Raw genomic sequence first — 14423 nt, 5'->3', positions numbered from 1 at the left:
TAACTCCAATTGAAATGGCAAAAAAAGCAAATGAAAAAATCTAATAATTAATGCTCCTCAAAAAAATCTGTTACCGAATTACTAAACTATTACAATCCTGAGTTGATCCCAGGATCTTCCTGTATACCAATACAACTAATGGCTAATCGTCAAACCAATAAATTAGTATACCAACCTATAAAGGCAATCGCTAATGATATGGTTAAGCTTAAACATGGTAAAGGTACCGTGCAATAAATCTTTTAAAGCGATAATTTCCAGCGCACTCAGTAAGTAGATGTGTTCGCAACCATTAAAGGTAACCAATTCAAAATCCGCTTTGTGCGTATTTAACAGTAGTGCTTCAACATCAATCTGTTCTACAACAGCTTTTAGTTTTTGAAGGGAAAGACAGTTGTAGCGTGCAAACTTACCGCCAAAATCTACGTAAAAGCAGTTTAACTTATCTGATTGATAAATTGAACCATGGGTATTTGAGAATACGTTAACGAGTTGGTTAATATCTATACACGCTTTTTCCATCGGTTACAAAAATTGGTATTATTTAGATTAAATACAAATAAAATTGTAAAAAAAAATAATGAGCGCAATGCGGGAAGCGTTTAAAGGAAGGAAGGAAGGAAGGAAGGGCTGAGCGGAATTATTATTTATTTTAATTTATGTCGCAATGTCTCCGGCAGTTTAATACTTAAGAAATGTTGTCATTATAAGAAGGTTTTCAGCCTGCGAAACAAGCTTTACGATCGCTAATCGCGTACGCTTATAGATTGCTTCGTTACCCTGCAACGAGGATTTTGATGTAATCTCTATGCGCTATTTAACTTCAAATACCATATGGTGGTAGCTGCCTCCCATAAATTCCTTTTCATTTTGGATCTTAAAGCCCATCTGCAGGTAAAGCTTTAGGGCACGTGTATTGTTTTGTTCGACTAATAACCCCGTGTTTTTATGTCCTAATTGTTCTCCCCATGCCAGCCCCGCTTTAATAAGTTGCTTGCCTATGCCTTTGCCTTGGGCAATGGCATTTACACTGATACTGTCGAGATAAAACTCTCCGCTTTGAGTCTCTGCATCCGGATGGTTATCATCCGAATCAGATAAATTTAAGTAAGTTAAAAAGGGTTTTCTAAATTCGATCAGCTTTGCCCCATCATAAGCGGTTAATGAGCCGAGTACTTTTCCTTCTTCCTCAAAGACTAAGGTATTTTCGTAGCTATACTGATTACCCTGTTCCTGAAAAAAATATTCAAAGATGCGGTTGATGCTTTCCTGATCATCGGTGTGCGTAAACTTCGCGGCAAGCTCGCCCATGGCCTGAAGTAATAGAGGGACAACCTGAGTTGCATCTTCTGGTTTAGCTGGCCTGATCATTAAATCTCACTTAGTTTAAAGGTTTGTGATACGCGAATGCCTTTTTCAGTACGTTGCAAGGTACAGCACTCGTTAATGGGATCGTGCTCCAGGAATAGGATATAATTGTTTTCTACCGCTTCTTCCAAAAAGGCTTGCTTTTCGGTTAATGTTTTTAAAGGAAACATATCGTAGGCCATTACGTAGGGCAGGGGCAGATGACCCACTGAAGGTAACAGATCAGCCATATACACAATGGTTTTGCCTTTGTAACTGATTTTTGGCAACATCATGGCATCGGTATGGCCGTAAGCAAAACTGATGCTAATGTCCTTTTGCCATTCTATATTCTCTTTTTCGACTACAAAATTAAGCTGTCCACTTTCCTGAATGGGTAATATGTTTTCCTTTAAAAAGGATGCTTTTTCCCTGGCGTTGGGTTCAACTGCCCATTGCCAGTGTTTTTCGTTGCTCCAGTATTTAGCGTTTTTAAAGGCTGGTAAAAGTTTTTCGTTTTCTCTTACTATTGCCCCTCCAACATGATCAAAATGAAGGTGCGTGAGGAAAATATCAGTAATATCTGCCATGCCAAAACCTAACTGCGACAGCGATTTCTCTAAAGAATCGTCGCCATGCAGGTAGTAATGACTAAGAAATTTCTCATCCTGTTTGTTTCCGATTCCAGTATCCACTAAAATCAACTGATTGCCTTCTTCTATCAACAAACAGCGCATGGCCCAGGTACAAAGATTGTTTGCATCGGCAGGATTGGTTTTCTGCCAGATGGCTTTAGGTACTACGCCGAACATGGCACCACCATCTAATTTAAATAAACCTGTGTTTATGGTATGGAGTTTCATTTAGGGTTTAGGGTTTAGGGTTTAGGGTTTAGGGTTTGGGGTTTGGGTTTGGGTTTAGGTTTAGGTTTAGGTTTAGGAAAAATGGACTTATAAAAATACAAAAACCCTTTAGGATTAACTAAAGGGTTTTTGGAATAATATCGGTTTTACCTAGGTTTTTGGAACCTTACGCCTTCCACCTTTAAACCTTCTACCTTATAAGTGGATCACTTCTCCATACGCATCAGCGGCAGCTTCCATAATGGCTTCGCTCATGGTTGGGTGAGGGTGAACAGATTTGATCATTTCGTGTCCGGTAGTTTCCAGTTTACGTGCCACCACGATCTCGGCGATCATTTCGGTAACGTTGGCACCAATCATGTGCGCACCTAATAATTCTCCGTATTTGGCGTCGAAAATTAATTTTATAAAACCATCTTTAGCACCGGCAGCACTTGCCTTACCTGATGCGGAAAATGGGAATTTACCAATTTTTAACTCGTAACCAGCTGCTTTGGCCGCTTTTTCGGTATATCCTACTGAAGCAATTTCAGGTGTACAATAGGTACAGCCAGGGATATTGTTATAATCTAGAGGCTCAGCATGCTGACCGGCAATTTTTTCTACACAGATAATACCTTCTGCCGAAGCTACGTGTGCCAATGCCTGACCGCCTACTACATCACCTATGGCGTAATAACCTTTGACTGAAGTATTGTAGAACTCATCGGTAACAATTTTGCCTTTTTCGGTTTTGATCCCTACTTCTTCTAAACCAATGTTTTCGATATTGGCTACAATACCTGCAGCGGAAAGTACGATATCTGCTTCGATGGTTTGCATGCCAGAAGCTGTTTTAACAGAAACTTTACAACCTGCACCACTGGTATCAACAGATTCAACACTTGCCGAGGTCATTACATCAATACCGGTTTTCTTTAAACTGCGTAACAATTGTTTTGAAACATCTTCATCTTCAACCGGAACAACGTTTTCCATAAATTCTACAATGGTCACTTTTGTACCCATAGTAGCATAGAAATAAGCAAACTCTACACCGATAGCACCAGAACCTACCACAACCATGCTTTTTGGTAACTCAGGGAGCACCATGGCCTGGCGGTAGCCGATAATCTTTTTACCATCCTGTTTCAGGTTAGGCAATTCTCTTGAACGGGCACCTGTTGCAATGATGATGTTTTTAGCTGTTAATTCTTTTTGAGAACCGTCAGCACCTTTAACTTCTAATTTGTTTCCTGGTTTTACTTTACCAGTTCCCATAATCACGTCAATTTTATTTTTTTTCATTAAAAATTGAACGCCTTTACTCATGCCATCGGCTACGCCACGACTGCGTTTTACTACAGCAGCAAAGTCTGCAGTAGCGCCGGCAGTAGTAATTCCGTAATCAGCAGCATGATTAATATATTCGAAAACCTGAGCACTTTTTAAAAGTGCTTTAGTAGGGATACAGCCCCAGTTTAAACAAATACCACCTAATGATTCACGCTCAACAATGGCCACTTTTAGTCCCAATTGAGAAGCTCTGATTGCAGCTACATAACCACCAGGGCCGCTGCCTAAAACAATAACGTCGTAATTCATCTGTTTTTTTTAATTTGTTATTTACCTTTCAGATGGAGTTTGCCACAGTAAATGATAATAGCATATTCCTATCTAATTAAAGATATCTGTTTCTTAATTGTTCTGCATTTAACGGCAAGGTATTGATTTGGCTCCTGGTTTAGGGCTTAAACTTTACATTACCAAAAATTAAAGGAGACTGCTCCGTTAACCATCGTCCAAAACTAAAAAAAAAATGTCAATTGGCTAAGCCAATATGCAGATACCTGTTAAAATTTACAATGGCTGAATATTATTAAGATTATTCTCTTCAAAAAAGGGGGTTCAATTTTCGCGATCTGCAAAATTATATATGGATATGCAATTGAAAAAATGAATAACAGGGATGTTTACGATTTTAAAAACGTTGTTGATATGTGTTATTGGAAAAATACCAACGTTAACTTAAAATTTATGTTTAAATTATAAACAACTATTAATTTTATTATTAAAAATTGAGGTTTATAACCAATGTATTGATAAACTGAAAGTTGTAACTTATATCATATGTGTTAAATGTTGAAAAATTATGACCAACTTAATAATTATTTAACATTGAATGTTAAAATGTGTTAAATTTTATTAGGACATTTGCAGCTACAAAATCCCTTTTGATTATCATTAACAACAAAAAACAATTAAAAATCAAAGTATGAAGAAATCTTTACTTTTAAGATTAGTACTGGTTATTGTTGCATTTGTAGGTATTACTTTTAGTGCGAATGCACAGGTAACTACATCATCAATGACAGGAACAATTAAGGATGCCAACGGCGCCTTACCTGGTGCAAGTGTTAAAGCCACGCACACACCTACCGGGACTGTTTATTCTGTGTCTACAAACAACGATGGCCGTTTTACCATTGGTGGCATGCGGGTTGGTGGCCCTTATACCATTGAGGTTAGTTTTGTTGGCTACAGACCAGAGAAACAAACTGAAGTTTATTTAAAACTAGGAGAGCCTTATCTATTAAATTTAGTGTTAACGGATAATAGTTCAACGTTGGCTGAGGTAAAGGTAGTTGGTCAGAGTAGTAATGCTATTATGAACTCTAACAAAAGCGGTACGAATACTGTGGTTACCAGGCAACAAATTCAATCATTGCCAACGATTACCAGAAGCATCAATGATTTAACAAGGTTAACTCCTCAGGCTTCGGGTACTCAGGGTGCTATTGGTGGTGGTAACTACCGCTCTAATAATTTTACTGTAGATGGTGCTAACTTCAATAACCAATTCGGTATAGGTCAAAACATTCCTGCTGGTGGTTCTCCTATTTCAATTGATGCATTAGAGCAGGTATCAATAAACGTTACACCTTACGATGTTCGTCAATCGGGCTTTACCGGTGGATCTGTATCAGCAGTAACCCGTTCTGGTTCGAATACATTTTCTGGAAATGCGTTTTATACCATGCGTGGTGAAGAACAGCAAGGAAAAAGAATCGGCGAAACTTATAGAATCCCGGTATTACAGAAATTGGATGAGAAGAATTATGGCTTTAGCTTAGGTGGCCCTATCGTTAAGGATAAATTATTCTTTTTTGTTAACTATGAGAAGAAACACACGGTTGAGCCGGGAAATAATAGAATAGCAGCAACTCCAGGTTTACCATATGGTAGATTAACAAACGTTGCTCCAGCAACCGCTTCTGATTTGGACGCTTTAAAAGCATATCTAATTTCTAAATATGGCTATGATCCAGGTGTTTATCAGGGATATTCAAATATCAGCGATAACGAGAAAATGTTTGCACGTTTAGACTGGAATATTACTAAGAACCACCGTTTTAGTGTTCGTTATAATCAGGTTGAAAGTCAGTCCCCAAGTCCTGCAAGTACTTCTGTTAGTGGTTCTGGTGTGACAGGTAATTTAGGCTATGGAAACAATAGATCTGGAACTCAAACAAATGCAGGTTTAAACTTTTCAAACTCAAATTATTACCAGGCAGCAAACTTATATTCTGCTGTAGCTGAGTTGAACTCGAATTTTGGAAGCAAGGTAACAAATGTTTTGCGAGCTACTTATTCTCATCAGAATGATCCTAGGACATCTGATAGTGCTCCTTTTCCTTTGGTTGATATTCTTAATAATACACAAAGTGGAACTTCGGCTGGTAGTGTGTTAACTACTTTTGGTTATGAGCCTTTTACTTACGGAAATTTAAGAGATGTTAAAGGTTACACCTACTCTGATGATTTAAGTTTGGCTTTAGGTAAACATAATATTACTTTAGGTTTACAAGCTGAATTTAGTACGACTAAGAATGGTTTCCAACGTTTTGGTACAGGTTTCTATACTTTTGCTTCTTATGCTGACTTCTACAATAATGCAAAGCCATTACAGTATTCAGTAACTTATCCGCTTACTGCTGATGGTTCTCAGGCTTTTCCGAGTTTTAAATTTGCTCAGTATTCAGCTTATTTACAGGACGAGTTTACCGTTTCAGATCGTTTAAAATTAACTGCGGGTATCCGTTTCGAAAGAGCAACTTATCCTGATGTTTCTGAAATCAGAACACATCCTTTAGTGGCAGCGCAAACTTTTGCAAATGGCCAAAAAGTTGATACCGGAGTTCTACCAGAAGCTAAGTTGACTTATTCACCTCGTTTCGGTTTTAACTGGGATGTGTTAGGAGATCGTTCTTTACAAGTTCGTGGAGGATCTGGAATTTTTACAGGTCGTGTACCATTTGTGTGGATCGTTTCGCAATCGGGTGATGCTGGGTTACTTCAATATACACAAGTTTATTCAGGGGCATCAACTCCTTTCTTTAATCCAAGCATTGCACCTAACTTAACTACGTCAGCTCCTGCAGCCGGAACAAGTATCCCTGGAACAATCAGTGCATTATCACGTAACCTGAAATTTCCTCAAACATGGAAGTCAAGTTTAGCTGTTGACTTTAGATTACCTGGTGGTGTTGTAGCAACATTAGAAGGTGTATATGGAAAAGATCTTAATGTAGCAGTTGGACAAAACCTGAATTTGCAGGAGCCAACGGCATTAAATATCCCAGGTTACCCGGATAACAGACCATTCTACGGAAGTTCTACAAACTCTAGACAGGTTGTAAATATTACATCTGCTGGTATTCCAAGTACTACCGGTACTTCAGCTTTAAACGTTGTTCAAATGACCAATGCTAAAGGTGGTTACAACTGGCAAGCTACTGCACAATTAACAAAACAATTTCAGGGTGGTTTATCTGCAATGATTGCTTATACCAGATCTGATCAACGTAATTACGGTGATGGTACTGGTGATCAATTGTTAAACTTATGGTCTATTCCATTTACTTCAACAAACCCGAATAATCCAACTTTAAGTTATTCTCAAAATTTAACACCTGATCGTATTGTTGCTAACATTTCATACAGAAAAGAATACTTAAAGAATTTAGCTACTTCATTCTCATTATTTTATTCTGGATCACAACAAGGAAGATATTCATATAGCTATAGTGCAGATTTTAACCGCGACGGACAAACAAATGATTTGATTTATGTTCCACGTGATGCATCTGAGATAAATTTTGTAAATATCCCTGCTGGTACAACTGGGTATGCAAGAGCATATAGTGCTCAAGAGCAAAACGATATTTTCATGAACTATGTTAACAATGATCCTTACTTAAGCCAGCATAAAGGTCAGTATGCTGAACGTAACGGTGCCTTGTTGCCATGGAGAAATCAATTTGACTTTAGATTAACGCAAGAAGTTTTTAGAAACTACGGAAAATCTAAAAATTCATTTCAATTTACAGTTGATATCTTCAACGTAGGTAATTTATTAAACCGTAAATGGGGTAATGTGAACTTTGCAAACAATTCTGCTATCCTAGTTCCTCAAAACGTATCATCTATCAGTGCAACAACAAAACCTACGTTTAGAGTTGCTAATGCGCAAGGTGATATCGTGAGAGATTCATTTGGAACTTCACAAACCATTTCATCAACCTATTACATGCAATTTGGTGTTCGTTACAATTTCAACTAAAGCTGTAAATTTTTAAATTGATTAAAATGAAAAATATATTATCAAAAGTTATGGTTGCAGCCAGCATCATTGTTTTATCAATGAGCGCCTGCAAAAAAGACCCTAATGCTGAAAAGGAAGTTTCAGGTACAGGTGGTACTACTATCGAATTGGCAAAAGGTACTGCTATTTCTTCAACTGGTACTGTAGGTACGAGTGTAGTAACACTTAATTACATTGTTGGCGAAAAGCTTTTCCCTTCAAAAGTAATACCTAAATTAACTGTTTATTATTTAGCGAATACACAAACAAGTGCTACAGCTGTAAGCAGTTCCGTAAGAACAATACTTTATACTGCAACCAATGTTTCTTTGGCAGCCACTGCTACTCCGGCAGTAGGTGCGCCTGTAGTAACTGCAATTGGAAGTTATGGAAATCCCAATAACATTGTTTGGGGACTTACTTACACCTTTAATTTAAATCAGATTGGAAAAGGCCTATTTACAGTAAGCAATGGAGCCGCATCTCAATCAAGAGGGACCAGTATAATAATTGTTGCCCAAGATGCTTCAAATACTACACTTGCCGAATATACCTTTGCATTGTCTGAATTTGGATTAAGAACTGCATCTTAGTAGTTTTCAAATCAAAATAAAAGCCCCAGCTGAAAGGCTGGGGCTTTTTTTATAAACCTTTTTTTTGCTCTTTGTGTAATAACTAACTAATTGATGTAAAAAAATAATGGTTTTAATAGTTAATAGTTATTTTTAATAAGGTAAACAAAAAAACTATGAAACGCACATTCTCAAGAAAACATTCCTTTTCGCCGATTAGTTATTAACTCGCTATTAAAAGCATTCCTTCCCTTACAATCTAATTAATCATCCTTACACTTTTGCGCTTTTTATATCATCTATTGTTTTACTAATGATTTAAACCGATATGAATTAAAACATCTTAAAATGAAAAAATCTATTATGCTATTGCAGTGTTTATTATTTTTTGAGTGCGTCTACCCAATGTGCTAGGAGATCTCAATTGGGTATGGTAGGGGCAGCGGCTGATTAGATTATCCGCTAGTGCAGAATAAATCTACGGTTATCCATGAAATTGGTCATGTCGTAGGGCTGATGTACTGAGAGTATTGTAAAATTGTTCCGGAAAATTACATTCCGTCAAAGTATAACTCTTTTGATATATTTTATCCACAACTACGTTAGAAAAAGGCAATTAGAGATGTGCTCTGTTGGCATTTTTATCTCTGCCGCTTACAGGTGTGGGGCGATGCACTCTTTTTGTTTAGAAGTAATTATGAGGGGTTAATTTGCTGTCAATGTACTTTATAAAAGTTTACGATATTATTGCAATGGATTACCTGGAGTTGAAGATAACCCAAATCAGGCTTTTTTTTTGGTTTCTAATTTCTACTGAAACTCCAGAATGAGTTTGTATTGAATTTTTCTCGTTTTCGGTAAAACTTGGGTTAATAAGGCGGAATTTTCCATTGCTAATCTTTTTAAACCGAATGTAATGGGGTTTTTTGTTTAAAAATATTAAACATTCGTTGTCAATTGGCTGGTCATAGTAGAGATGATATTCATTATCCTTAACAACCACCCTGCCGTGTAGGGAGTAGGGAACTTCAATTGCAAAAAGCATACCGTATAAAGTTATCATTACGATTGTTATTAGAATAGGGATACAATGCCTTACAAGCCAAACTTTATCTAACGATGGATACATATTTAATTTAACACTAATTGTGATTTGACAAGATTGTAATAGTAGCCTCTAAGCTTGATAAGTTCGTCGTGGGATCCAATTTCCACAACCTTTCCGTTTTTGAGTGCAATAATTTGATCAGCATTTTTGACAGTGCTTAACCTATGAGCGATAATTATCGCTGTACGGCCCTTGAGGAAAAAATCTAGATTTTCCATGATGTACAGTTCGTTTTCTGAATCTAGTGAACTTGTGGCCTCATCAAAAAATAATATTGGCGGGTTTTTATAAATTGCTCTGGCTATAAGAATTCTCTGTTTTTGCCCCCGCTTAATCCTTTCCCAGAGGCACCAATCTTTGTTTTAGTCCTTAGTGGAAGTGATTCAATATAACTGCTTAGCCGGGCCATCTCTATTGCGCGATTGAGCTTATCTTTATCAATTGCTAAGTCTGAGGTCGCAATGTTACGTTCTATGGTGTCAGAAAATATGTATCCATCCTGCAAAACAGTACCAATGTTTTTCCTCCACTCGGTGAGGCTGATTTGTCTTAAATCACAATTGTTGTATAGGATATTTACTGAATATTCTGTGTAAAAGCGAAGCAGTATTTTCATTAGTGTTGTTTTTCCACTACCACTTTCACCAACAATTGCTGTAGTTCTGTTTTCAGGAATACAAACATTGATTTTTTCTACAGCAAATGAAGATTCAGGACCCTCATACTGAAAACTCAAATCTTTAATTGTAAAGCCGCTGATTAAATTTGCGTCAGGAATTGCTATCAGTCCTCCAAATTTTTCACTTTGAATTGAGTTGATTTCTGATAAACGCTCAAAGCTTATCTTGGCGTCTTGAAAAGTGCGGATAAATGAGATGATTTGATTGATGGGTGATCCCATTTCACCGATAATAAATGAAATACTTAGTAGTGTTCCTGACGTAATATGTCCTTCAAGCACCTCCTTCGAGGCTATGTACAATATAATTAAATTTTTGATCTGGTTGAGCAGATTGAATCCAATGGTCTGATACTGATCCAAACGAAGAATTTTCTGTTTGATCTTGAATAGCTTAATTTGTATGACTTGCCATTCATTTTTTTTATAATCCTCAAAATTATTATTTTTAATTTCTGCAACCGAGTTAATTAGCTCATATATGTTCTCCTTATTTTGAGAGTTCTGCTGAAAGAGAACATAATCTAATTGTTTTTTTTTGTGCTGAAAACGGTAAGCCCATAAAATACTTAAAATGGTCAGGATAATAAAAACCACGAGTATTTGGACGCTGTACAAGGTGAGGACGATCAGGAAAACTGAAACATTAATCAGTGAAAACAATGTGAAAATACCTTCATGCGTAAGGAAACTCTCAATTCTGTCATGATCAGAAATTCTTTGTAGAAAATCTCCCTTTAGTTTGGTGTCAAAAAATTTGAGTGGAAGAGACATTAGCTTGGTGAGAAAATCAGAGATAATGTAAATATTAACCTTGGATCCAATATAAAGTGCAATCCAGTTTCTAATGATTCCAGTTGTGGAAACACCGACATAAAGAAAGAACTGTGATAGTAAGAGTACCACTATTAGGCTGAGGTTTTTCTTATCCACCCCGTAGTCAATTAGTATTTTCGTAATAAAAGGGAAGACCATAGTTAATAGACTTCCTACCCCTAGACTAAAAAACAATTTGACAAGTTCCTTTTTGAAAGGCAAAAGATACTTTAATAGATCCTTGAATGAACTGTTAGTATTAATGGTGGATTCCACTTTTCCAAATTGAGGACCAGGTTTTAAAAACAAAGCAATCCCCGATCCTTTATCAAAACTCCAAGAAGCCAGAAAGTCTTGTTCTGAGAGGTTAATCAACCCAAAGCCAGGATCTGCGATTTGATAAATTTTTTTACCGTTTCTTTTTTTGATGTTGTAAAGTACAATAAAGTGATTCTGGTTCCAATATAGAATGCAAGGTAGAGGTGAATCAGTCAATTTTTCAACCTTTATTTTTGCTACAAAGGTGTCAATGCCTATCTTTGCTGCTGAGTTGCTAAGTCCCAGAAGACTAACCCCTTCTTTGGTTAGGAAGGAGTTTTCCCTTAAGAACTGTATAGGATAGTCTTTCCCGAAATAATTTGATACCATCTTCAGACATGCTGGACCACAGTCCATTTGATCAAATTGTGCAGAAAACTTGAAACCCATATTATTTAATTACTGATTTGGCATGTTTTTGTGAAAATTGAAAGGTTTTTTTTTGATCGGGATAACGTTTCATAAACTCTTTCATGAGCTCCTCACTTCTATTATATCCTGTGTCTTTGGCAAATTCCATCAATACTTGTGAAAAATATATTCCAATAGATTTTGGTAAAACATCAAGCTGAGTAATGAGTATAAGGTAATCTTTATTTAAAGCATAAAAATCTCGCTTGATTGCGTTGTTTATTCCATCGCAAATTGTTCGAATGGGAAAGATGTTTTCGTCCAGAGCTAAACACTTTGCTTTTTCAATGAAATTGACGAATATTAATTCTGCATCACTTGCTTCATGTAATACTGCTGATAATAAAATGGAGTCAAAGAAGTATTTGATGATATCGATTTTCTCGATTCCCTGTTTCTCTTCGTGTTCAGCAAAACCATTTTTATGGCCAGGTTTTACAAAGCCAAAAGGAGAGCCGATATTAAATATATAAGCAGTCAGATCAACCAGGATTTCTGCAGAGCGTTCATATTCTTTCATCGCCATATATACTTTTGAAAGGTTATGGATTTGTTCAAGCCTGGCGGATACTACTCCTTCAAAAAGTTGCATTTCTTCAATGCGTTCAAATAACTTAACCCCAGTCTCCATTTCTTTTAATGCCTGTTCATATAGTCCATTGGCATAACATAGATATGCACTGGCAGGGTAATATAGCGAATCCATAACAAGCTGAACATTTTCTGAAAAACCTATCTCCCCCCGCCTAGATTGCTCAAGCCAATATCTGGCTTGATTAAAATTTTTATACCTGGAATCATCTAATGCCCTTTGATAGCTGTGGAAAGTAAACAACATGGAGAGTTTCTCTTCTATTGAAACCTGACTTCCCATCACTTTTAAATAATCAATGAAAATATGGTTTCCTTTACCTTTGCTTTCATAACGGGGCATATCACTCCATTCCGTTGCAATCAACCCATTTAAAATGGGATCAAGTTGGTGTTTCATAATCCTATATAAGTTCTTTGATGGATGTGTTCTTGTTCAAGTACTGTAAAACCAGACGATCTTCCATATTAAATTTAAAAGATGGACAAGATGGCTTGCCTTCCAGCCAGCTTTTAGGACAGCCTCCTCCACAAACCGGGTAAAACTTACAGGTGTTGCAGTTCGATACATCCCCTTTACGGATGTGTTCAGACCAATTTCGAAGTGAATTATTTACCTCATAGGTCGATTTGTCGTTCTTGATGTTTCCCACATACCATTCTGTGTTTTCATAAATGGGGGTGTAGGGCAGTTCATAACAGGGATAAATATTTCCGAAAGCATCAAATACCTCGGAATTTTTCTCCTGAACCATACAGGCTACATTGCTTCTCTCAGGTATAAAACTATTCATATTAAATCCAAGCTCGATGAGCTTTAGCATCCAGCCAATCTCTGTGTCGGCAAATTCTTGAATAGTTAAGCTTTCTTTGGAGGCTCCATTCTGTCCCCAATCTACGATTTCAGCAAATTGAACGATAACTTTGTTCAGGATTCCGCGGCTATGGAGGTATTCAAGGAATTCATCTACATCAGCATGATTGCTTTTGTCAATATTGATTCGTACTCCGATGGTTACATTATATTGCTGAACAAGGGGGCTATTTACGCATTTAACGATATTATCCATAATAATATCAAATGTTGGCTCCTCACTTTTGGTAATCCGTCTGCGATCATGGTGCTCTCGCGTGCCGTCGACAGTAATTTGAAATGACCGTATTCCCAACTCAGAAACTAATTCTTCAAAAATTTTTTCTTTCAAACTTAGTCCGTTGGTTATAATATCGGCGTAGTATTTCATGCCGTGACGATGAGCGACCTCTTTCAGCAAATAGGTGAGATCACGCATCTGCCTTAAAGCCATCAATGGTTCACCTCCATACCAAGTAAAGGCGAGTGTGTTGTACTCGAATTCCCCACTTAGTATTTTACCTTCAATTCTGTTTATCACTTTTTCATAAAGTGACGGATCTAGAAAGTTTTTGGTATGTTGTTGGCCGCAGTAATGACAGCCTAACTGACAGTTCGCTCCTGGTTGTAGGACATGATACAAAACTTTTCGATCCGATAAAAAAGCCTCGTTTTCCATTTGAATGGCTGCAAATTCGTCTTCATTTTCTGGAACAAGTATGCTCTGCTCAGTAAGTGAAAAGAGTTCTGTTGAGGTGAGATCTTTCAAACGACCTTCCATAATTTTTTGATAACTTGAGTCCAGTAAGGTCATTGCTTTTGCTGTCCTAGTTGAAAAGATTATTCGTTTCTCGCTTGTGTCACCAGGATTGATGATGTCTGTGGTCACATTATAATAGGATAGTTTAAAATTGGTCATATATTTTTCAATGAGGGGCCCAAATTTGCCCGGTGAGCAATTGTCTTGGTTTGCATATCGAACCGAAATTTGGCTCTTAGCTACATATACCATATGGCCCGCTGGCCATATGGTATGATACTGGATGTTTAGCTTTCTTCCTTGATGGTAAAGTTTTGCTGACATTTGATTTTGAAACGCCCTTCGCAGTCAATTTCAGTTGTTCCACCCTTGATCGCTCCGATCTCATCTTGGTTAAGGATTTCTAAATTGCCAGATTTATTTAGCTGTAAGCTATTGAATCTGTCTAGGATCTGTTTTAATTCTTGATTTTTCATTTAAAA

At 37.0% G+C, this 14423-nt stretch carries 10 protein-coding genes and 1 pseudogene; 2 read left to right on the top strand and 9 right to left on the bottom strand.

The window, feature by feature from the left end; all coding sequences use genetic code 11:
* Positions 1 to 162 precede the first annotated feature (162 nt).
* The 4 genes from BLR60_RS21950 to lpdA form a co-directional block, all read right to left on the bottom strand.
* On the bottom strand, positions 163 to 522 hold the full coding sequence (locus BLR60_RS21950; protein ID WP_090503838.1) for a hypothetical protein: 360 nt from the start codon (positions 520 to 522) through the stop codon (positions 163 to 165).
* Between the two features lie 291 nt (positions 523 to 813).
* The gene (locus BLR60_RS21945; protein WP_090503836.1) at positions 814 to 1371 is read right to left on the bottom strand and encodes a GNAT family N-acetyltransferase; all 558 of its coding nucleotides are present in this window, start codon (positions 1369 to 1371) and stop codon (positions 814 to 816) included.
* Complete coding sequence (locus BLR60_RS21940) at positions 1371 to 2210, bottom strand: MBL fold metallo-hydrolase (RefSeq protein WP_090503834.1); 840 nt, start codon at positions 2208 to 2210, stop codon at positions 1371 to 1373. Before BLR60_RS21940 ends, BLR60_RS21945 begins: the two co-directional genes overlap by 1 nt.
* Positions 2211 to 2405: 195 nt before the next feature.
* Complete coding sequence (lpdA, locus tag BLR60_RS21935; protein WP_090503831.1) at positions 2406 to 3794, bottom strand: dihydrolipoyl dehydrogenase; 1389 nt, start codon at positions 3792 to 3794, stop codon at positions 2406 to 2408.
* A 670-nt stretch (positions 3795 to 4464) separates the two neighbouring features.
* Here lpdA and BLR60_RS21930 point away from each other — a divergent pair.
* The gene (locus BLR60_RS21930; RefSeq protein WP_090503829.1) at positions 4465 to 7812 is read left to right on the top strand and encodes a TonB-dependent receptor; all 3348 of its coding nucleotides are present in this window, start codon (positions 4465 to 4467) and stop codon (positions 7810 to 7812) included.
* 26 nt (positions 7813 to 7838) lie between these two features.
* A complete protein-coding gene (locus BLR60_RS21925; RefSeq protein ID WP_090503826.1) occupies positions 7839 to 8426 on the top strand; it encodes a hypothetical protein in 588 nt (195 codons plus the stop codon).
* Between the two features lie 736 nt (positions 8427 to 9162).
* Here BLR60_RS21925 and BLR60_RS21920 read toward each other — a convergent pair.
* From BLR60_RS21920 to BLR60_RS21900, 5 genes and pseudogenes are all read right to left on the bottom strand, one after another.
* Positions 9163 to 9468: a hypothetical protein gene (locus BLR60_RS21920; RefSeq protein WP_090503824.1), complete on the bottom strand. Its 306-nt coding sequence runs from the start codon at positions 9466 to 9468 to the stop codon at positions 9163 to 9165.
* A 68-nt stretch (positions 9469 to 9536) separates the two neighbouring features.
* A pseudogene (locus BLR60_RS21915) lies at positions 9537 to 11716 on the bottom strand (peptidase domain-containing ABC transporter).
* Between the two features lies 1 nt (position 11717).
* Complete coding sequence (locus BLR60_RS21910; protein ID WP_090503822.1) at positions 11718 to 12728, bottom strand: hypothetical protein; 1011 nt, start codon at positions 12726 to 12728, stop codon at positions 11718 to 11720.
* Between the two features lie 4 nt (positions 12729 to 12732).
* Entirely contained in the window at positions 12733 to 14265 is a 1533-nt protein-coding gene (locus BLR60_RS21905) for a radical SAM/SPASM domain-containing protein (protein ID WP_090503819.1), read from the bottom strand.
* Complete coding sequence (locus tag BLR60_RS21900; protein WP_090503816.1) at positions 14229 to 14417, bottom strand: hypothetical protein; 189 nt, start codon at positions 14415 to 14417, stop codon at positions 14229 to 14231. The genes BLR60_RS21905 and BLR60_RS21900 overlap by 37 nt, the downstream gene beginning before the upstream one ends.
* Positions 14418 to 14423: the final 6 nt, after the last annotated feature.

Origin of the sequence: Pedobacter terrae, from assembly GCF_900100705.1 — a bacterium.
Classification (GTDB): domain Bacteria; phylum Bacteroidota; class Bacteroidia; order Sphingobacteriales; family Sphingobacteriaceae; genus Pedobacter; species Pedobacter terrae.
Note: the sequence above shows the minus strand (reverse complement) of the source record. Positions and strands in the feature narration are given on the sequence as shown.